Annotated in this window: 20 protein-coding genes; 7 read left to right on the top strand and 13 right to left on the bottom strand. The window is 32.4% G+C overall.

Going from position 1 to position 20625, the window contains the following annotated elements; translation table 11 throughout:
- Window positions 1-14: 14 nt before the first annotated feature.
- From GMA11_RS04060 to GMA11_RS04050, 3 genes are all read right to left on the bottom strand, one after another.
- Complete coding sequence (locus GMA11_RS04060) at window positions 15-839, bottom strand: carbohydrate ABC transporter permease (protein WP_163545943.1); 825 nt, start codon at window positions 837-839, stop codon at window positions 15-17.
- 12 nt (window positions 840-851) lie between these two features.
- Window positions 852-1745 carry a carbohydrate ABC transporter permease gene (locus GMA11_RS04055; protein ID WP_163545942.1) on the bottom strand — a complete coding sequence of 298 codons (894 nt, stop codon included), beginning with the start codon at window positions 1743-1745 and terminating at the stop codon, window positions 852-854.
- A 95-nt stretch (window positions 1746-1840) separates the two neighbouring features.
- Window positions 1841-3121, bottom strand: coding sequence for a sugar ABC transporter substrate-binding protein (locus GMA11_RS04050; RefSeq protein WP_163545941.1), 1281 nt, complete (start codon window positions 3119-3121; stop codon window positions 1841-1843).
- Window positions 3122-3335: 214 nt separating this feature from the next.
- Between GMA11_RS04050 and GMA11_RS04045 the strand changes: the two genes are divergently transcribed.
- Window positions 3336-4211: an AraC family transcriptional regulator gene (locus tag GMA11_RS04045; protein WP_163545940.1), complete on the top strand. Its 876-nt coding sequence runs from the start codon at window positions 3336-3338 to the stop codon at window positions 4209-4211.
- A gap of 18 nt (window positions 4212-4229) precedes the next feature.
- Here the strand turns inward: GMA11_RS04045 and htpX are convergent, their stop codons facing one another.
- Both htpX and GMA11_RS04035 read right to left on the bottom strand, forming a co-directional pair.
- Window positions 4230-5120, bottom strand: a complete 891-nt coding sequence (gene htpX, locus GMA11_RS04040) for a zinc metalloprotease HtpX (protein WP_163545939.1) — start codon at window positions 5118-5120, stop codon at window positions 4230-4232.
- Window positions 5121-5129: 9 nt separating this feature from the next.
- The gene (locus GMA11_RS04035; protein WP_163545938.1) at window positions 5130-5687 is read right to left on the bottom strand and encodes a LemA family protein; all 558 of its coding nucleotides are present in this window, start codon (window positions 5685-5687) and stop codon (window positions 5130-5132) included.
- Window positions 5688-5845: 158 nt separating this feature from the next.
- Here GMA11_RS04035 and plsY point away from each other — a divergent pair, with 158 nt between their 5' ends.
- The gene (gene plsY, locus GMA11_RS04030) at window positions 5846-6457 is read left to right on the top strand and encodes a glycerol-3-phosphate 1-O-acyltransferase PlsY (protein ID WP_163545937.1); all 612 of its coding nucleotides are present in this window, start codon (window positions 5846-5848) and stop codon (window positions 6455-6457) included.
- Here plsY and GMA11_RS04025 read toward each other — a convergent pair.
- Window positions 6454-6861 (bottom strand): hypothetical protein, encoded by a 408-nt coding sequence (locus GMA11_RS04025; RefSeq protein WP_163545936.1) that lies wholly within the window; start codon window positions 6859-6861, stop codon window positions 6454-6456. The genes plsY and GMA11_RS04025 overlap by 4 nt on opposite strands.
- Before the next feature lie 127 nt (window positions 6862-6988).
- Here GMA11_RS04025 and GMA11_RS04020 point away from each other — a divergent pair, with 127 nt between their 5' ends.
- From GMA11_RS04020 to GMA11_RS04005, 4 genes are all read left to right on the top strand, one after another.
- A complete protein-coding gene (locus GMA11_RS04020; RefSeq protein WP_163545935.1) occupies window positions 6989-7726 on the top strand; it encodes a gamma-glutamyl-gamma-aminobutyrate hydrolase family protein in 738 nt (245 codons plus the stop codon).
- A 119-nt stretch (window positions 7727-7845) separates the two neighbouring features.
- Entirely contained in the window at window positions 7846-9120 is a 1275-nt protein-coding gene (locus GMA11_RS04015) for a replication-associated recombination protein A (protein ID WP_163545934.1), read from the top strand.
- Between the two features lie 48 nt (window positions 9121-9168).
- Window positions 9169-11736, top strand: a complete 2568-nt coding sequence (locus GMA11_RS04010) for a transglycosylase domain-containing protein (RefSeq protein ID WP_163545933.1) — start codon at window positions 9169-9171, stop codon at window positions 11734-11736.
- A gap of 80 nt (window positions 11737-11816) precedes the next feature.
- Complete coding sequence (locus GMA11_RS04005; RefSeq protein WP_163545932.1) at window positions 11817-12440, top strand: type II CAAX prenyl endopeptidase Rce1 family protein; 624 nt, start codon at window positions 11817-11819, stop codon at window positions 12438-12440.
- A 253-nt stretch (window positions 12441-12693) separates the two neighbouring features.
- Here the strand turns inward: GMA11_RS04005 and rpoD are convergent, their stop codons facing one another.
- Together rpoD and dnaG are read right to left on the bottom strand one after the other, a co-directional pair.
- Entirely contained in the window at window positions 12694-13812 is a 1119-nt protein-coding gene (gene rpoD, locus GMA11_RS04000) for an RNA polymerase sigma factor RpoD (protein ID WP_163545931.1), read from the bottom strand.
- Window position 13813: 1 nt separating this feature from the next.
- Window positions 13814-15667, bottom strand: a complete 1854-nt coding sequence (dnaG, locus tag GMA11_RS03995; RefSeq protein WP_163545930.1) for a DNA primase — start codon at window positions 15665-15667, stop codon at window positions 13814-13816.
- 174 nt (window positions 15668-15841) lie between these two features.
- On the opposite strand from dnaG, the gene GMA11_RS03990 reads away from it, so the two are divergent.
- Window positions 15842-16594 carry a DUF1189 family protein gene (locus tag GMA11_RS03990; protein WP_163545929.1) on the top strand — a complete coding sequence of 251 codons (753 nt, stop codon included), beginning with the start codon at window positions 15842-15844 and terminating at the stop codon, window positions 16592-16594.
- 41 nt (window positions 16595-16635) lie between these two features.
- Here the strand turns inward: GMA11_RS03990 and GMA11_RS03985 are convergent, their stop codons facing one another.
- The 5 genes from GMA11_RS03985 to GMA11_RS09295 form a co-directional block, all read right to left on the bottom strand.
- Window positions 16636-17940, bottom strand: a complete 1305-nt coding sequence (locus GMA11_RS03985) for a DEAD/DEAH box helicase (RefSeq protein ID WP_163545928.1) — start codon at window positions 17938-17940, stop codon at window positions 16636-16638.
- A 67-nt stretch (window positions 17941-18007) separates the two neighbouring features.
- A complete protein-coding gene (locus GMA11_RS03980; protein ID WP_163545927.1) occupies window positions 18008-18697 on the bottom strand; it encodes a DUF1129 domain-containing protein in 690 nt (229 codons plus the stop codon).
- 149 nt (window positions 18698-18846) lie between these two features.
- The gene (gene ychF / locus GMA11_RS03975) at window positions 18847-19947 is read right to left on the bottom strand and encodes a redox-regulated ATPase YchF (RefSeq protein WP_163545926.1); all 1101 of its coding nucleotides are present in this window, start codon (window positions 19945-19947) and stop codon (window positions 18847-18849) included.
- A gap of 13 nt (window positions 19948-19960) precedes the next feature.
- Entirely contained in the window at window positions 19961-20188 is a 228-nt protein-coding gene (locus GMA11_RS03970) for a DUF951 domain-containing protein (RefSeq protein WP_163545925.1), read from the bottom strand.
- Window positions 20189-20391: 203 nt separating this feature from the next.
- A complete protein-coding gene (locus tag GMA11_RS09295) occupies window positions 20392-20604 on the bottom strand; it encodes a hypothetical protein (protein WP_240332465.1) in 213 nt (70 codons plus the stop codon).
- Window positions 20605-20625 lie beyond the last annotated feature (21 nt).

Below are 20625 nucleotides of genomic sequence, written 5' to 3'. Positions count from 1 at the left end.
TTTCTTCCTTATCTCTATAATTTACTACCTGATGTAGCAATCCCTTGAATAAATTGTTTTTGAAATAAAATATAAATAATAACCATTGGCCAAATAGCTAACACCGATGCTGCCATCAACTGTGGATAATTCACAGAGTATGCACCCTGTATTTTAGAAAGCGCCGAAGAAAGCGTTGCTGCACTTGCATCAGAATTCACAATTAAGGGCCACAATAAATCTTTAAAGGCAAATAATGCTGTAAAAATACCTAGTGCAATTAGACCAGATTTGGCTAAAGGTAACATAACTTTGAAAAAAGTTTGTCCAATATTACAGCCGTCTAATCTAGCTGCTTCCTCTAATTCCTTAGGCAATCCCATAAAAAATTGTCTTAATAAAAATGTACCAAATGCACTTACCAATCCAGGAAAGACTAAGGCAAAAATTGTGTTACGCATACCTAATTGATTAATCATTAAATATTGTGGAATAACAAATAATTGACTTGGTACCATCATTTGAAATAGCACTAAACCGAATAACAGATTACGTCCTGGAAATTCTAATCGTGCAAAAGCATATGCCGCCATTGCACTGAATAAAACAGAACTAATAATTCTCCATAACATCATCATAATCGTATTAAAATACAGCATAATAAAATTGTTAGAACGAATGACTTCTGTATAATTCTCTGTTCTTAATTGACTAGGAAATAATTGAAATGGATTCATTTGTGTAGATTCTGTCACTGTTTTAAATGATGTCAATACCATCCAAATAAATGGTACGATCATGCCTAAAGCAACAAAGATTAAAAAAGCATGTGTCAGTATTGATGTATAATATTTTTTCATTATTTACCTCCTCTACATATAGTTTACCCATTTTTTCTGTGCTTTCATTTGAATGACTGTAATAATCAAAATAATGGCTAATAACAACATTACAATAGCTGAACCATAGCCTTTATCTGCATATTTAAATGAATTGTTATAGAATAAATAAACTAATGAAACAGTCTTATCATAAGCAGGACTTGTCACACTCTCCATCATATAAATTGAATCAAACACTTGCATTGCTTGAATAATACTTGTTACAACAACAAAAAATAAGGTTGGCGATACAAGTGGTAACGTGATATGAAAAAACTGTTTCGTGGCACTTGCACCATCTATTTTTGCTGCCTCATAGAAATCTTTCGGAATTTCTTGTAAACCAGCTAAAATTAAAATCATGCTATACCCCACAGTACTCCAAATACCAATAATAGCGATTGAATAAATAGCAATCGTTGGATCTTCTACCCAGTTCACAGGTCCTAATCCAATTTGTTTCAAAAGGTAATTGATTAGTCCAAAATCAGTATTATAAAGCCATTTCCAAACCATTGTAACCGCAGCTGGTGCAGCAACCATAGGTAAAAAATAAATCGTTCTATATACATGTTTCCCTTTTAATTTAGAATTTAAAAGTGTTGCTAAAATAAGAGCAAAGATAACTGTTATCGGTACGACCAAGAGTGTATATTGAATTGTATTCCACGTTGCTTGCCATACTTGAGTATCTTCAAATAAACGTTTATAATTATCCAATCCAACAAAAATATTATTTTTCCCAAAATCACCACTCTTAAAAAAACTCATACGTAATGTTTCAAAAATAGGTATAATATTTAAAATGATTAGTCCGATAATTGTCGGTGCTACGAGAAACCATCCCCAAAAGTATTCGTTCCACTTTTTATTTCTTTTTTTCATTATCGTTTTTCCCTCACTTTCAACAAAGCCTGTTATAAAAAGGAAGAAGACATTGACTTTAAACAGTTGCTGTCTTCTTCCATATTTATCTATGCTTATTTTTCAGAAGAAAGTTCTTCATTCATCATTTTAGCAACATCATTACATGCTTCTTCAACTGTTTTTTGTCCTAAGTAAGCAGGTTTTAATAATTCATAAGATTTTTCTTCCCATTTTGATGTTGAATTAGAATAAGGTCTAATTTGTGCATCATCTACCATATCAATAAAGGATTTAATATGGAAATTTTTATTTGAATCTACCCAAGTTGTCGCTGCCCCTTTATAAGCAGAAATCGCTACACCTAAACTTGCTTGCATATCTTGACCTTCTTTTGAACTTAAAAATTCAACCCATTTCCAAGATGCTTCTTTATGTTTTGTGTTGGCAGAAATAGCGTTTCCTAATCCATTGAAAATTGTCACACGTTTACCTGTGTTTCCTTTTGGTAATACAGCAATATCAAAATTATTTTTAATGTATTCATTATCATTAAATGAACTTAAATTCCATGAACCGAATAACGCCATAGCAACTTGACCATTTTGAAGTACTTCTGCACGTTTTTTGTCATCTGTAATTTCTGGAGATAATTTTTCTTTCACAAAGCGCATGTAATATTCTAAAGCTTGAATTGTTTTTGGATTGTCATACCCTGATTTTTTATCAGGTGTAATTACTGTTCCATCGTTTTGATAAATAAAATTATAAAAACCTTCTTGATTATGTAAAGGTGCTAAAAATCCATATTGACTACCATCTTCTTTTGTTAATTTTTTAGCTACTTCATATAATTTATTCCAATCCCATGACTCATCTGGATAAGCAACGCCTGCTTCATCGAACATTTTTTTGTTATACCATAGACCAATCGTGTCATAATCTTTCGGTACAGCATATTGTTTACCGCCAACATTATAAATTTTATTTAACCCCTCTGGAAAATTCTCCAATTTAGCATCTTTACTTTTTGCTAAATAATCATCTAACCCCAATAACATATTATTTGAACCATAACGGTAAATTTCATTTGAATGCATCCAGAATGTATCTGGCAATGTGCCTCCTGTTGCACCTGCTTCTAACATTGTCCAATACGCATCCCAATTCACTACTTGTATTTTAACTTTAATATCTTTATTTTTTTCTTCAAACTTATCTGCAATTTTTCTCAATCCTTTTTCTTGTCCTGAATCCCAAATTGCATAAGTGATTTCTGATTTTGTACCACTAGATTCTGATTCTGTTTTATTCGATGTATTTTGTGCACCATTCCCACATGCTGCCAACATGACTGTTGCTGAAATAGCACCAATATAAGACATTATTTTTCTCATAATTTTTCCCTTCCACTTCATTAAAAATTACAAATAAAGAATTTCATTTATTTGTATCTTTACTATAATATAAAAACGCTTTCTACACGATACGATGACGTGACTCTAATATATGACCAAAGACCATTTTATGCTCTTTTTTATATATTTTGTCAAATCTTCATATAAATGATATACTATTTACAGATAACGTTTTCAAGAAAGGGGATTATCTATGTCAAACAATGCCACATTTCACATTTTCAATAATCATTCTTATGTTGATTTATATCCAATTCAATTTGGAAAAGAAGCATGTGAATCACTCCACTCTTTTGGTCCATCTATTAAACAACATTATTTATTTCATTACATTATCTCTGGTAAAGGTACCTTTTTCCAAACAGAAAAACAAAAAGAATATCATTTAAATGCCGGACAAGGATTTTTAATTCCTCCAAATACAATTTGTAGCTACGAAGCCGATAAAGATGATCCTTGGACATACATTTGGATTGAACTAGACGGATTAAAAGCCGAACACTATTTCAAAAAAGCTCATTTAATGGATACAGAATATATTTTCACACAACCATTACCACCTACTGAAAATGATGTCTATAAAGAAATGGAATATATTTTTCAACATTATCAATTATACAGCGCCAATATCATTGCACATGTGTATCTTTTTATGGATGCTCTCATATCACTTGCAACCAATGAAGTAAATGTGCCAGAATATACCGCTAATGATTTATATATTACCGAAGCACTCCAATATATTGAACAACATTATGCTGAAAATATTTGTATTGAAGATATTGCCGCACATTGTCATCTAAATCGCTCTTATTTCAGTCGATTATTTAAAGAAAATATGAACATGACACCCCAGCAGTTTTTAATACATTATCGACTAATTCGTTCATGCGATTTACTAAAACACACAAATGATAGTATCGCATCTATCGCAGAAGCTGTCGGTTATTCAAACCAATTTAATTTCTCGGCTGCTTTTAAAAAGTTTTTTAACCAATCTCCACACTCATGGAAAAAAGACTATGTAAAATCTCAGCAACATATGAAAAAGCCCTTTGACAGTCAGTGACTATCAAAGGGCTTTTTATTACATATTTCTTAATCTAGCAATACGATTGGCTGTTGACGGATGTGTCGCAAACAGAGAATCTTTTTCTTTTTTATGTATTGGTGACGCAATATATAAGGCTGCACTTTGTGGGTCAACACCTTTCATATCAGGTGATTGAGAAATAATTTGTAAAGCAGATATAAGACCTTGAGGGTTTCTTGTAAACGAAACCGCCGTTGCATCTGCTAAATATTCTCGATTTCTCGACAAAGCTAATTGCGTAAGTGTTGATAATAACGGTGCTAAAAAAATCGCTAATATCGACACAATGAATAAAACAATACCGAGTACACTATTTTTATCATTATTATTAGACTTATGTCTACCACCAAATCGCATGCCATAGGAACTAAATTGAATTAATAATGCAATGGCTGTTCCTAATGCAACTAAAATTGTTTGTAAACGAACATCATAATTTTTGATATGTGAAAATTCATGTGCAATGACACCTTCTAATTCTTCACGATTTAGTCGCTTTAACAATCCTGTTGTAACAGCTACTGCTGCTTTATCTGGTGACATACCTGTAGCAAATGCATTTGGTGAATCATCTTGAATGACATGAACACTTGGCATAGGTACTTGTGCCACAATCGCCATATCTTCAACAATATGCCATAACATTGGATACATTTCTTCGGTTATTTGATGTGCATGATTTCTTTTCAATACAATTTCCGTTGACTGAGAAAGCATAGCAATAGCATATATGCCACCTAATACAGTAGCAATTATTGTACCAATTAAAATATCATCAAACATAAAGTATCCAATAGCAATACCAACTGTTAAAAATAACAATGTATAAACAAGTAAAACAAGAATTGTTTTTCTCTTATTTTGTATAATTTGTTGATGTAACATACGTTTCCTCTAATCGAATGATACTTTTGGAACATTTCTTTCTTCTTGTGGTGTTTCAAGAACACTTTCTTCTTTAAAACCACCAATAGAAGCAATAATATTTGTTGGAATAGATTGTACTTTAATATTGTAATTGACAACACTTGAATTATATAGTTGTCTTGAGTAAGCAATTTTATTTTCTGTATTTGTTAATTCTTCTTGTAAGGATAAGAAATTTTGATTTGCTTTTAATTCAGGATAAGACTCACTTAATGCAAAAATAGATTTTAATGCACCTGTAATTTGATTAGATGTCTCCATAATTTCTTGTGGTGTTGCACCTTGCATGTTCACTAATTGATTACGTGCAGCAATCACTTTTTCTAATGTTTCTTGCTCATGTTTTGCATATCCTTTTACTGTTGACACTACATTTGGAATTAAATCATTACGACGTTTTAATTGAACGTCTACTTGTGCCCATGCTTCTTTAATCCAACCTCTTGATTTTACTAAACCATTATATGTTGCGATACCCCACAAAACAACGATTGCGACGATACCTAAAATAATTAACCATACCATGATAATATTCTCCTTTTCTTTTTTTATAATTATATACTATTCAAGTATACATTTCAAAAGACTTGATAACATCAGCCAAAAGACTGAAGTATGACTTTTCTTTTTATTTAAAAAATGCTACACTAATTCCAGCACATCATGACGCAAAGGAGCCTTACATGGTCATTATTTTTATTCTTTTAGCCTACTTACTGGGCTCTATCCCATCTGGTATTTGGATAGGAAAGTATTTTTACCAAATAGACATTAGAGAACACGGCAGTGGAAATAGTGGTTCCACCAATACCTTCCGTGTTTTAGGAAAAAAAGCAGGCATTATTGTACTTCTTATAGACATCTTAAAAGGTACGATTCCAACATTATTAGCTAACTTTTTTATTAAAACAGATATCAATCCTTTAATCATTGGATTATTTGCTATTTTAGGACATACATTTTCTCTTTTTACCAATTTTAGAGGTGGAAAAGCAGTAGCAACAAGCGCAGGTGTTATCCTTGCCATTTATCCATTTTTTCTTTTAAGTGGTATTTTATTATTTTTAATCTTACTCTACTTTTCACGTATGGTTAGTTTATCAAGTATGTTAACAGCATTTTTATTAAGTTTAGCTTCTTTATTTTTACAAGATACTATTTTTACAATTTTTTGTTTTTCATTAACAGTATTTATCATTTATCGACACCGTTCTAATATTGAACGCATTCGACAAAAAACTGAATCAAAAGTTCCTTTTGGATACAAACACAAAAAAAAGCAGTCTAAATTTTAAGACTGCTTTTCTGTTAAAATATCAATAATATCCTCAACTTCATCTTGCAAATCACACACTTTTTCAAGAGTATTTTTAATATCTCTTTGAACCTTGAAATCTGTAAATAGATTATCAAACCAAATATCCCACCCTCTATTTTTATCGGCATTGAGCATATTTGGACTAAGTGTTAAAGTAATTCCATTTAAATAAGAGGATAATTCATTGCATAATTTTTCTACTTCTTTTAAGTCTTTATAAGCATTATCCATTTTTTCACGTTTTACCAGAGATGTGAAAAAACCACCAGACCATAAATCGTATATTCCCCAATTTTTCGCGGATGATAATATATTTTTTGTTATAACTAATTTTTCTCTAAGTGTATAAGCAATATTTAATGCTTGACTGATATTTTGCATATTTCTCGCTCCCTTTCTTCATTAAAAAGTATACACTTTTTTTGTATCAATTCATCATACTTTAGTTGCATTATTTTTATAATCGTGTATGATATTCTCATACTATTTTAATTTAGGAGGTCATTCCATGACAAAACCAGTAATAATTGGCATTGCCGGAAATCAGCTCACAAACGACACAACATTGATCAATAATTTAGGGATTGCGTATACACCCCTCAATTTTGTAAAAGGTGTCTGTCAAGCTGGTGGACTTCCTGTTATGTTACCCATTCAAGATTCTAAACATGCAAAAGATTATATAAATGCTATTGACGGATTGATTTTAGCAGGTGGTCAAGATATTTCTCCTAGCTATTATGGAGAAGAACCTATTTTAGAGTTAGGTACTACTTTACCCATTCGAGATACATTCGAATTTTCGCTTTTAGAAGAAGCACTAAAACAAAATAAACCTGTTTTTGCAATATGTAGAGGATTACAACTTGTAAATGTGTTTTTAGGAGGTTCTCTTTACCAAGATATTCATAAACAAACAAACTCAACCATTCAACACTTACAAAAAACAGATCCTCATTATGTTGCACATAGTTTATCTATCGAAAAAGATAGTTTATTACATCGTATCTGGCAAACAGAAACAACATATGTGAATACCTTTCATCATCAAGCTGTTAAAACACTTGGTTCCTCTTTACGTGCAACGGCTTTTTCACCAGATGGATTTATCGAAGCGTTTGAATGGGAAAATAATAGCCAATACTTATTAGCTGTGCAATGGCACCCTGAAATCTTATTACAAGAACATCATGAACAATCTCGTGCCTTATTCGAAGATTTTGTTAAACAGTGTGCATCAAACTAAAATAGACTATCAGTGAGTTAAATCGATACTTTCGGTTTAACTCTTTTTTATCAATAGGATAAAAGTGTTTTTTTATAGGTTATTTGTTATACTTAACAAGAAAAGATAGGAGGTATGTCATGGTTAAACCTTTAGCATTTCGGATGCGCCCAACACATATTGATGATATTGTCGGACAAGAGCATCTCGTTGGTCAAAACAAAATCATTCGTCGTATGGTAAACGCTAAAAGATTATCATCAATGATTTTATACGGCCCTCCAGGTATTGGAAAAACAAGTATTGCCAGTGCTATTGCCGGTTCAACACAATATGCATTTAGAATATTAAATGCTGCAACAGACGGCAAAAAAGATTTAGAAGTTATTGTGGAAGAAGCTAAGTTAAGCGGAACAGTTATTTTATTGCTAGATGAAATTCATCGTTTGAATAAAGTAAAACAAGATTTTCTACTTCCTCACTTAGAAAAAGGCTCTATTATTTTGATTGGTGCCACAACTGAAAATCCGTATATCTCAATTAACCCAGCTATTCGTAGTAGAACACAACTATTTGAATTATATCCACTCTCATCAGAAGATATAAAAAAAGCCATTTATAAAGCTTTATCAGATACTAAAGACGGTTTAGGGAATTATGCTGTAAACATAACAGAAGATGCTGTGACATTTTTAGCAACAGCAACGCATGGTGATTTACGTCGATGCTTAAATGCTTTAGAATTAGCAGTTCTATCCACACAAAAAAATGCTGATAACACCATTGATATTGATACGCAAGTTATCAGTGAGTGCTTACAACAAAAAGTGTTAGTACATGATAAAGACGGAGATGCTCATTACGATACTATTTCAGCCTTTCAAAAATCAATTCGAGGTAGCGATGTAGATGCTTCTTTGCATTATTTAGCAAGACTTATTCAATCACAAGATTTAATATCCATTATTCGAAGATTACTCGTCATTGCTTACGAGGATATTGGATTGGCAAACCCTACAGCTGTGGATAGGACATTCAATGCTGTTCAAGTAGCAGAAAGACTAGGTTTTCCCGAAGCAAGAATCCCTTTATCTATGGCTGTTATTGATTTAGCATTATCACCTAAATCAAATTCAAGTATTACAGCGATTGATAAGGCACTGGCTGATTTAGCATTATTTGAAAATCTAGAGATACCTGCTCATTTAAAAGACAATCATTATAAAGGTGCTAATGAACGTGGGTATGGTCTAACTTATAAATACCCACATCACTATCCAAATCATTTTGTTTCTCAACAATATTTACCAACGACTTTACAGCATCAAACTTACTATGTACCTGGTAATACTGGAAAATATGAGCATCAATTATATCAACTTTGGAAACAGTATCAAACAACTGATAAAGAATAGCCATAAACAAGTTTTTTTGGTATAATTGTCAGCAAAGTGAGGTATTTTATGAACGAAAATAATTTGTTTAATCGTATCAAACGATTTTTTAATAGTCCATTTAGTCAAACTGGAAAATCTATTTTTAATATTAGTTATACTGTCATTCAAAGACTAATCTTAATTGGTACGCTAGGCCTTGTCTTACTCGGTGTATGTGGACTAGGGATTGGTTTAGGTTATTTTGCCAATATTATTTCACATACGGATATTCCTTCAGAAACATCTTTAAAAACAAGTTTAGGTCAATTAAATCAAGCTTCTAGCTTATACTATCAAAACGGCGAATTGATTTCTGAAGTACAGTCCGATTTAACACGAAAAATTGTTTCTTCAGAAGATATTTCTGATTACGTAAAAAAAGGTATTATTGCAACTGAAGACAGTTATTTTTATGAACATAATGGTATCGTACCTAAAGCTGTTTTACGTGCGACTTTACAAGAAGTGTCTGGAGCAAGTAGCCAAACAGGAGGCTCTACACTGACACAACAACTAGTTAAACAGCAATTATTAACAAATGAATTAACATTTACACGAAAAGCAAAAGAAATTTTATTGGCAATGCGTGTCGAAAAATATTTTTCAAAAGACGAAATTTTAACAGCATACTTAAATGTATCGCCATTTGGTAGAAATAGTGACGGTCAAAATATTGCCGGTATTGAAACTGCTGCTGAAGGTATATTTGGAAAATCTGCCAAAGATTTAACATTAGCACAAGCTGCTTTTTTAGTCGGTTTACCTCAATCTCCTTATGTCTATACGCCATATACAAATGCAGGAACAAAAAAAGAAGATTTTTCTTACGGTATTCAAAAAATGAAAATCGTCCTAGATGCTATGAAACGTCAAGGTTACATTTCTGAACAAGACTATCAAGAAGCATATAACTATGATATTTCACAAGATTTTATCGAACGAACAAATAAACAACGTCCTGCTCAAACGTATTTATATCAACGTATTCATAAAGAAGCCATTGAAATTCTAATGCAACAGCAAGTCGAAAAAGAGGGCAGATCATGGGAAACAATCAGCAGTTCTGTTGACCTATACAATGAGTATTATTTTAGAGCAGCCGATACTTTAGCTTCATCTGGCTATAAAATCTATTCAACGATTGACAAAGATATTTATAACGCTATGCAAACAGCTATTTCAAATAGTGCTGTAAAATTAGGACCAACTTATGAAACACCGTACACAAATCCTGAAACAAATGAAACGACAACAGTAAATGAACCACCTCAACTCGGTTCTGTTGCTATTGAAAATAAAACAGGTAAAATTTTAGGATTTATCGGGGGAACAGATTTTAACACATCCCAAATTGACCACGCATTTGCTACAAGACGTTCTCCTGGTTCTACAATTAAGCCTTTATTGGTTTATGCACCAGCGATTGAAAATAATTTAATTTATCCAGCAACGATGTTAGCTGATACGCAAATTTCTAGATTACAACAAGACGGTACTTACTGGACTCCTTTAAATGCTAGCGGTAGCGTATCTAATCAATTTATTTCTGCACGTCAAGCATTGAAACAATCTCTAAATAATCCAACTATTCATTTATATGGTTCGATGCTTGCAAGAGGTATTCAAACAAATACATATATGAATGCCATGGGAATTACAGCTATTCCTGCAAATGAATATGCAAATGAAGCGGCATCTGTTGGAGGATTTTCAACTGGACCAACTGTTTTAGAACAAACAAGTGCCTTTACAACATTTGCTAATAACGGTGAATATGTACCAGCATATATGATTGAACGCATTGAAGACAGAGAAGGTAATGTCGTTTACGAACACCAATCTACTAAAAATAGAGTATTTACTGAAGATACAGCTTATTTAATGAGAAGTATGTTAACTGACTCTATCAATGGAGGTACAACACAATACTTTAAACAATATCTAAATTTCTCTTTCCCAGAAGCTTATGGGAAAACAGGAACATCTGATTTCTACTTAGATATGTGGGCTATTATTAGCACACCACAAATTACTATCGGTCAATGGGCTGGTTGGGACAATAATCATGGTGTCAAACACGTCTTTCCAATCGATAATGCATACGGAAATGTGTCTGTGAGAACACAACAAGTATGGGCAGATATTGCAAATGCAATGAGAGCGGCAAAACCTGAATACTTTGATACATCACAACGATTTAGCCCTGCTCCACCGTCTATTACACAACAAGCTGTATTAGCTTCAACAGGAACATTAGAGGGAAGTATTGCTGCACCGGACGGTTCTCAACATCCTGTTTCAGGAGAAAAAGTTGTCGATCTATTCTCAAAATCAAGACCGCCATTCCCTATTTCTTATTATTTCTCACCGGGGGCAAGTGATAAAGATTTAACAGATTTTTGGAACAAACTCATTAACGGAGACAAAGAGAAAGAGGAAAAAGAAAAAGAAGAAAAAGAGAAGAAAGAAAAAGAAGAACGTGAAAAGGCTGAAAAAGAAAAACATCAGGACGAAGAATCTACCGATTCATCAACATCATTAGAAAACTGGAGAGACTTTTTAAGCCGCTACACATTTAGAAGTACTAGTAACTAATATATAAAAGCTACACTCTGCGTCTTTGGAGTGTAGCTTCTTCTATACCTTTCTTTTATAATAATATAGGAGTAGATATTATGAAAACAATACGTCATCTTTTACTTTTGCTATCCACCTGTATAATTGGATTTACATATCTTCAATTACATACTTTTTCTATTTTTACACCTTATCAACCTTATATAAGTATTCTTTGGAATATGACATTATGCATACTTATCGGTCTACTATTATCATGGCATGCTTTTTTATCTCAGTTTAAACAATTTTCTATCGTATCAACACTATGTGGTATTCTTCTTGTAACTCTTGTTGCATATATAGGGCATTATTTATATAGTCAATATATTGGTACCCCACCTATCAATCGTTTCTCATCACAATTGTCTTGGCAAGTTCTTTTATATGCACTTCCTTTTATGCTAATAGGAGAAGAATGTTTAAGCACTAATTTACTCATTGCTTTTTCTGGTTTAAAACTACCTTTTTATATGAGTACAACGATTGTTTCTTTTCTTTTCGCGATGTGGCATTTACCAGTATTTCATAATCAATATTTTTATCTTTTGTTGACTATTTTCCCAGTTAGACTACTATTAAATATTTTTTGGAAAAAATCTAATAGTATATGGGTAAGTTTTATGATTCACTATGTTTTTGATTTATTAGCATTTATTGTCTTTTATCACGTACCATTATAAATAATAAAGTTATCAAAAAATTTACAGCACTATACCAAAGAGGTAAACTAACATTTGTAAGCATTAGTTTACCTCTATTATATATTGACTTTTCTACTGAGAATAATACTTGAACCATACAAATTCTATTGCTCTATTTGAATAAACCAATATAAACATGTCTCCAAACTACCTTAATTTGACGAGAATCCTTTTTATTTAAAAAATCGTGTTGGTAGGATGTCATCCACCAACACGATTTGACGAAGAAATTTTATTCTAAAAAGTCTTTTAATTGTTTTGAGCGACTTGGATGGCGTAATTTACGCAATGCTTTTGCTTCAATTTGGCGAATACGTTCACGTGTTACACCGAATACTTTCCCAACTTGTTCTAGTGTACGCACATTACCGTCATCTAATCCAAAACGTAAGCGTAGTACGTTTTCTTCTCTATCCGTTAATGTGTCTAATACTTCTTCAAGCTGTTCTCTTAATAAAGCATAGGCGGTATGCTCTGCTGGACTTGTTGCACCGTCATCTTCAATGAAATCTCCTAAATGTGAATCTTCTTCTTCACCAATCGGTGTTTCTAATGATACAGGTTCTTGTGCAATTTTTAAAATATCTCTTACTTTATCCGCAGGTAAATCCATTTTGGCTCCAATTTCTTCTGGAGATGGTTCACGCCCTAATTCTTGAACTAGTTGTCTTTGAATACGCACTAATTTATTGATTGTTTCAACCATGTGTACTGGAATACGAATTGTTCTAGCTTGATCGGCAATCGCACGTGTAATGGCTTGTCTAATCCACCATGTTGCATATGTAGAAAATTTAAACCCTTTTGTATGATCAAATTTTTCAACGGCTTTCATCAAGCCCATATTACCTTCTTGAATCAAGTCTAAAAACTGCATACCACGTCCAACATATCGTTTCGCAATAGACACAACTAATCTTAAGTTTGCCTCTGCTAAAAGTTGTTTTGCTTCATGATCACCTTGTTCAATACGTAAAGCTAAATCAATTTCTTCATCAGCTGTTAGCAATGGCACACGTCCAATTTCTTTTAAATACATTCTGACTGGATCATTGATTTTAATACTTGAATCTAAATCATCATCTTGAATACTATCTTCTAATAAATGTACGACTTCATCTTCTTCTTTTTCTAACTGTCTAGCAGTTGGATTTCCTGTTTCATCAACAACACTTACAGCATTATCTTCAAAACGTTGAATAAGCGTATCCACATCATCAGCGTTCAATTCATAAGGAATGGCAATACGGTCGGCTAACTCTTCATAAGTGACTGTTCCAAACACTTTTCTTTCTGAAAGTAGTAACGCAATAGCTTCTTCCTTTGTTTGTGTTATTTTGTTTTCTGCCATATTACACTCTCCACCTTTTATTTATTTTTTTATCCAATACTTGTATCATTTCCAGTAAACGAGTGACTTCATCTTTATTTACTGATTTTGCAGCTTCGCTCACCTGAGCAACTAAGACCGCTCTCTCATCTTTTAACTGTTCAATTCGCAAAACCTCTAATAAATCTTGCATTTCCTCTGAAGATACGGTTTCTTGAAAATCATCCGTTAGTATACTTGCGACAGTATTTTTTAATTCACTACTCGGTACATAATCTAAAAAGTCATAAATATTGTCATCAAAATGATGTGTTTTTCTATAGTCAACATAGTACAAATAAACGTTTTGATAGACATTATCTAAAAATGGAATATCTTGTAAAGTTTGTACCGTTTGAAAAGCCTCTTGACTTGTAAACAAGCGATAGAGCAACTGTCGTTGTGCCTTATCTCTAGCTTTTAAAATTGTTTGACTAGGTTGTAACAATGAAATATCTAAGACAGACACATCTTTTTGATAATACCGCTCTTTGTTTTTATTTTTTTGACGCTCTTTCTTTTCAAATACAGCTAATTGTTGATTTAACGCATTCATCGGCAAATGAAATTCATCTGCTAAATCTTGAATGTACATAGCACGTGTGGTTAAACTTGTTTCAAATAATACTTGTTTTAATAAATCATCTAAGTAATCAATTTGGCTACGTTGTGTATCCAATGTATATTGCATTCGGTAAAACCGCTTATAAAAATGGAAAGCTGTTTCTTGATCATGAGCAATATAATTTAAAAAGTATTGGTTCCCTTTTGAACGAATAAGTTCATCTGGATCCATGCCGTCCAACATAGGTAAAACATAAATGTCAAATTTACCATGCTCTCTAAATAGTTGAATGGCCCTATCCGTTGCATTTAACCCTGCATGATCACCGTCATAAGCAATTAGTACCTTATTTGCTAATCGTTGCAACATGTTGATTTGTTCCACTGTCAAACTCGTACCCATTGATGCTACACTATTTGTGATACCCGCTTGCCATGTCGCAATGACATCCATATACCCTTCACAAAGCATAAACTCTGTTTGTTTACGTATATTTGCTTTAGCTAAATCTAAATTAAATAAGAACGCGCTTTTTTGAAAAATCAATGTTTCAGGACTATTTAAATATTTAGGTGCTTTTTTATCATCCTGTTCGGACGTATCTAAATAAATACGACCAGAAAACGCTACGCATTCACCTTTATCGTTACGCAATGGCACCATTATTCTATCAAAAAATCTATCTAAAAAACTTTCTTGATAAATGGAAAATAAACCGGATTGTTCCATTAGTTCTTTCGTATAACCTTTTTGTATCAATAACTTTGTTAAAAGATCTCTTGAATGTGGTGCAACACCTAATTGAAAGGTACGAATGGTTTCATCTGTAATACCTCTTTGGTATAAATAAGAAAGTGCTTCTTCGCCCTCTTTCGTATGTACGAGTACATGATGATAAAAATCAGCAGCCAAATGATGTATCTCTTTTAAGGTATCTATTTGCTTCGTTTTTGGACTTTTCTCTATAACGTCCTCAGGTAATTCTAATGGTAAATGATTCAAATCAGCTACTTTCTTAACAGCTTCTGGAAATGTAATTCCTTCCTTTTCCATAAAAAATGAAAAAACATTTCCTGCTCTACCACAGCTAAAACATTTATAAATTTGCTTTTCTTCGGATACAGAAAAAGACGGTGTACGTTCTTCATGAAATGGACAAAAACCAAAATGATTTTTACCACTTTTTTTCAAAGAAACATATTGATCAATAATATCCACAATATTGGTATGCTGTTTAATATATTGTATCTTTTCTTCAGGTATCATAACCATATTGTACCCACCTTAAGCATTTTTTGACCATTAAAACTCAATTATCATGATAACATCAAATAGTATTTGGTGCAAGACAACAACTCATTATTTTCTTATTTCATTAGTGAAATATTTGAAATTACATACTAAATAAAGTATAGTAAAGAAGTTAAAAAAAGAAGGAGGTCTGATGTGTTAAAAGTACTACTCTTATCATTTCAAAATCCAAAATTACTTTTACAAGTAACATTACTCCCTAGAAAAATGATTGTGCAACTCACACTATTTTTAGCAGTATTGATTTCTTTACCAAGTATGGCGAGAAATATTTATACAACAACACAACTAAGAAATGACTTAACAAAAATTTCGTCCCAATTACCCGATTTTCACTTAAAAAATCATCAAGCCATTGATGAAACAAGCAAAAAGAGCCAAGCTATTCAAACCGATAATGTGTATTTTTTATATGATAGCCAAAACAGTATTTCTAAAAGCACCATCGAAACAATTATTTCTAAAAATACAATGGTTCTTATTTTAAATGATAAAACATTAAGTATTTATACAGTCGGTATGAATGTTTCAAACATGACTATTTCAAATGATTTTTCAAAAGATAGGTTAACCCAACTAATCAACGGTTTTAATAATAGTCTATACTTATTGTATCTTCTAGTACCAATTTTAATGATTCTTACGTCTTTACTGACGGTACTCGTTAACAATATTGTTTTTAGTTTAACGTCAAATATGTTTTTTTTAACAACCAGACGTAAAATAAGACGTGATTATTTATGGAGAGTTTGTTTATTTTTATCTGCTTTACCTTATATGATAATGACTGCATTAGAATTATTTGGTATTTATATCTCCATAGGTACTGCATTAGCTACGGTTTACATTATTTTTCAACAACACCGTATTTTAAAAGATATTTTGTAAAGAGAAGTCGGCGTATATTTTCTATACACCGACTTTTCTCTTTATTTTCTTTTTTGTTGTCTACGTTTTTGTCGTTCACGTTTTTCAATTTGTGTTTTTAATTTTCGTTTATAACCAGGTTTTACATTTTGCTTAGCTTTTTTTACCATACCTGCAATAACGGTATCATGCTCTTTTTCAACAATTTTTTCTCTTTTTTCACGTCTATTTCTATCAAAAGTTTCAACTAACTCGTTATCTTTCAACACCACTGGTGTAAATTGAACACCACGTTTTTCTAATTGTTGTACTGCCTGATCTTGATCTGGAGCATAAAATGTAATGGCTGTTCCAGATAATCCATTTCGCCCCGTACGTCCCACACGATGAATAAAGAAATCTAAATCTTTAGGTATATCCATATTGATAACATGTGAAACACCTTCAATATCAATACCTCTTGCTGCTAAATCTGTTGCGACAATATATTGATAATCTAATTGCTGAATTTGTTTCATCAATCGTTTTCTTTCACGAGCAGGAACATCTCCATGTATCATGGCTACTTTTAATCCACGCTCTCTCAAAGTGGTCGTTACTTTTTCTGCCTTTTGCTTTGTATTCACAAATACCATGACTAAATAAGGTTGCCCAATATTTAAAATTTGGTATAAAATATCTAATTCATTTTGTCCTTTAGTCGACAAAAGCTGATTATGAATAGTAGACGCCACTATTGTTTCTGGTTGAAGATTAACTTCAACTGGATTTTCCATATATTTCTTTAAAAACGGTTTTAATTTCTGTGGAATAGTTGCTGAAAACACAAGCATTTGTAATTCTTTAGGGAATTGAGAAGCAATCTCATCAACTTCTGGTAAGAAACCTAAATCTAATGTCATATCTGCTTCATCAATTACAAGTGTTTTCGCTTTATATACTTTTAACGCTTGCTCTTTCATTAAATCTAAAATCCGACCAGGTGTTCCAATCACAATATGTGGTTGACTAGCATTTAATTTTGCCACTTGGCGTTGTTTATCCGTCCCACCAACAAAATTGGAAATTGTGATATCCGTTTCTTCAACTAACTGTTTGGCAACATTAAACAACTGATTAGCCAACTCTCTACTTGGAGAGGTAATCACTACTTGTACATCAGGTTTACTTACATCCACACTAGCAATGAGTGGTAATAAAAAACTATGACTTTTCCCTGAGCCTGTTTGTGATTGTCCAATAACATTTTTCCCTTGTTGTACTAATGGAATAATTTCTTTTTGAATATGTGTTGGGGTTTTAAACCCTAATTTTTCCAAAGCTTTTTCTATAAATTCTGGAAAATGGTATTGCTTAAAAGTTTCCATACATACCTCCTTATCTCTCTTTTAAATGAGTATGCTTGTAAGAAATTCTTACAAGCATACTTTTTCGTTAAAATAGTCCACCACGAATATTTAATTTTTTCTTCAAATAGAATTTTGCACCTAATGTGATAACTCCAATGATTAAATAAATAGATTTATCTAAAACAGGGTTGATGACTGCTGGAATAAAACTTGTGACAAAAATACCCGACACACAAATTAACATCGTTAAAATTGTAATCATCAAATATTTAAACAATGCAACCCATTTATGCGTCGATGCTTTCATCATTTCTTGATACTTAGGAGATGCTTTCGTTAATACTAACATCGCCAATCCCATAATCACATAATTAAGCAACATAGACACAATCCCTAACGACTGACTATTAGCAGAAATTCCTGTCATAATCATAAAGAATGACCCCATAAGTAGTCCACCGTCTAAAAATAATTTCCAGTCAGGAGACGGTTTTGTTTCATCTTCTTTCGGACCTTCTAAAATACGTTTTGTCTGTTCAGCAACTGTTCCATACAACTGTCTTGCCGTTTTACCTGTTTTTTGATTTTGAATAAGTTCTTGCATCATTGTATAGGCTAAACGCTGTCTGTCTAATTCTGATACATTCGCTAAAGACAATGCTTTATCTAAATCATGAATGTATTGTTCATTTCTTTTTGTTAACTGTCCCGCCAATACTACATTCTCTTTAGCATAATCAATGTGTTCAATAACTTCTTTCTTTTTGGCTACCATTACTACTCGCCTCCATTTATATCTGTTTGCATATCATCTTTCTTTGACTGTTCTAAAATACCATCCATAGAAAGTTTTTTATTTTTTGTTTCTTCTACTTTTTATATTATCCTAGCACAATACGACCATACAGTTATTTCATATAATGATTATACATTAAATCTAAATAACATAATATCCCCGTCTTGAACAACATACTCTTTTCCTTCTAAACGAACACGTCCAGCTTCTTTTGCTGTTTGCATATTTCCATAATGTAATAAATCATCATACGCTACTGTTTCTGCACGAATAAAACCTCGCTCAAAATCAGAGTGAATAATACCAGCACATTGAGGAGCTTTCATACCACGTTTAAATGTCCACGCACGTACTTCTTGTTCTCCTGCTGTAAAATAAGTGCCTAATCCCAATAATGTGTACGCTTTTTGAATTAAAATATCTAATCCTGACGTTTCAATACCAAAATCTTTTAAATATTCTATTTTTTCATCATCTTCTAATTCTGCAACTTCTTCTTCAATTCTAGCACATACGACAACGACTTCTGCATGTTCACTTTTTGCGAATGCTTCAACACGTTTAACATAGTCATTTGTACCACCATTAGATAAATCATCTTCTGAAATATTTGCTACATATAAAACAGGCTTTGTTGTCAATAAGAATAAACCTTTCACAATCGGTAACTCTTCATCAGCAAATTCAACAGTTCTTGCTGATTTCCCTTCTTCCAACGCAGATTTTAAACGTGTTAAAATATCCGCTTCAATCATGGCATCTTTATCTTTTGATTTTGCTAGTTTGGCCACACGCGCTAAACGTTTATCTACACTTTCTAAATCGGCTAAAACAAGCTCTAAGTTAATAGTTTCAATATCTGCTAATGGATCTACTTTTCCGTCAACGTGTGTAATATTTTCATCTTCAAAACAACGCACCACATGACAAATCGCATCTACTTGTCGAATATGACTTAAAAATTTATTTCCTAAACCTTCACCTTTACTTGCACCACGTACAATACCAGCAATATCTGTAAACTCAAAGGTTGTCGGTACTGTTTTTTTAGGTTTAACAAGTTCTGTCAATTTTTGTAAACGTAAATCAGGTACTTCAACCACACCCACATTTGGATCAATGGTTGCAAACGGGTAGTTTGCCGCCTCTACTCCTGCCTTTGTAATTGCATTAAATAGTGTTGATTTACCAACATTTGGCAAACCAACAATGCCTGCTGTTAAAGCCATTTCTTTTTCTCCTTTATTTTTCCACTGTTTGTGTATGTATCGGTGCAACTTTCACCAATACTTTTTTTATTTTTTTATTAAAATCATTGCGTGGCATTAACACAAGATGCCCACAATGTTCACATTTTATCCGAATATCCATACCCATACGAATAATTTCCCAACGATTCGTTTGGCATGCATGCGGCTTTTTCATTTCAACAATATCATGTAAGCCATAAACCTTTTGTTGTACTGCCATAGATTTTACCTTTCTTTTTTGTTATAGTCGTTTCACAAAAAAATGCTCTGAGTACGCATCATCTATTTGCTCATAAAAACCAACTTCTTCGTAATCTAGTGCTAAATAGAAATCTCTACCTTACCAATTAAATGTATCTAGTCGAATAATATTGACACCTAATTTTTTTGCACGAGTTTCCATTTCTTGCATCAACATTCTTCCTAATCCTTAACGTCTATACGCTTCATCAACAAAAACTTTCGAGGTATATAAATGCGGCATGTTGTCAAAGTTGCCGATAAACCTGCAATCAATTTATCATCTTGTTTTATACCAATTTGAATGTCACCTATTTTTTTGTATGTTATATATTGTTCATCATATATTTGCAACAATTCATCAAGTATATCACTTTCTTCATTTGATAATGCCACTATTTTATATATAATACTCTC

The organism is Granulicatella sp. zg-ZJ (assembly GCF_010892355.1).
Taxonomy (GTDB): Bacteria; Bacillota; Bacilli; order Lactobacillales; family Aerococcaceae; genus WM01.
This window is presented reverse-complemented; position numbering and strand designations above follow the sequence as displayed.

Coding starts and splice junctions, on each gene's coding strand:
- GMA11_RS04010 (WP_163545933.1), top strand. CDS start 9,169: ATGAACGAAAATAATTTGTTTAATCGTATCAAACGATTTTTTAATAGT.
- GMA11_RS04050 (WP_163545941.1), bottom strand. CDS start 3,121: ATGAGAAAAATAATGTCTTATATTGGTGCTATTTCAGCAACAGTCATG.
- GMA11_RS04045 (WP_163545940.1), top strand. CDS start 3,336: ATGTCAAACAATGCCACATTTCACATTTTCAATAATCATTCTTATGTT.
- plsY (WP_163545937.1), top strand. CDS start 5,846: ATGGTCATTATTTTTATTCTTTTAGCCTACTTACTGGGCTCTATCCCA.
- GMA11_RS03985 (WP_163545928.1), bottom strand. CDS start 17,940: ATGGAAACTTTTAAGCAATACCATTTTCCAGAATTTATAGAAAAAGCT.
- htpX (WP_163545939.1), bottom strand. CDS start 5,120: ATGTTACATCAACAAATTATACAAAATAAGAGAAAAACAATTCTTGTT.
- ychF (WP_163545926.1), bottom strand. CDS start 19,947: ATGGCTTTAACAGCAGGCATTGTTGGTTTGCCAAATGTTGGTAAATCA.
- dnaG (WP_163545930.1), bottom strand. CDS start 15,667: ATGGTTATGATACCTGAAGAAAAGATACAATATATTAAACAGCATACC.
- GMA11_RS04015 (WP_163545934.1), top strand. CDS start 7,846: ATGGTTAAACCTTTAGCATTTCGGATGCGCCCAACACATATTGATGAT.
- GMA11_RS04005 (WP_163545932.1), top strand. CDS start 11,817: ATGAAAACAATACGTCATCTTTTACTTTTGCTATCCACCTGTATAATT.
- GMA11_RS04025 (WP_163545936.1), bottom strand. CDS start 6,861: ATGCAAAATATCAGTCAAGCATTAAATATTGCTTATACACTTAGAGAA.
- GMA11_RS04055 (WP_163545942.1), bottom strand. CDS start 1,745: ATGAAAAAAAGAAATAAAAAGTGGAACGAATACTTTTGGGGATGGTTT.
- GMA11_RS04020 (WP_163545935.1), top strand. CDS start 6,989: ATGACAAAACCAGTAATAATTGGCATTGCCGGAAATCAGCTCACAAAC.
- rpoD (WP_163545931.1), bottom strand. CDS start 13,812: ATGGCAGAAAACAAAATAACACAAACAAAGGAAGAAGCTATTGCGTTA.
- GMA11_RS03980 (WP_163545927.1), bottom strand. CDS start 18,697: ATGGTAGCCAAAAAGAAAGAAGTTATTGAACACATTGATTATGCTAAA.
- GMA11_RS04035 (WP_163545938.1), bottom strand. CDS start 5,687: ATGGTATGGTTAATTATTTTAGGTATCGTCGCAATCGTTGTTTTGTGG.
- GMA11_RS03970 (WP_163545925.1), bottom strand. CDS start 20,188: ATGGCAGTACAACAAAAGGTTTATGGCTTACATGATATTGTTGAAATG.
- GMA11_RS04060 (WP_163545943.1), bottom strand. CDS start 839: ATGAAAAAATATTATACATCAATACTGACACATGCTTTTTTAATCTTT.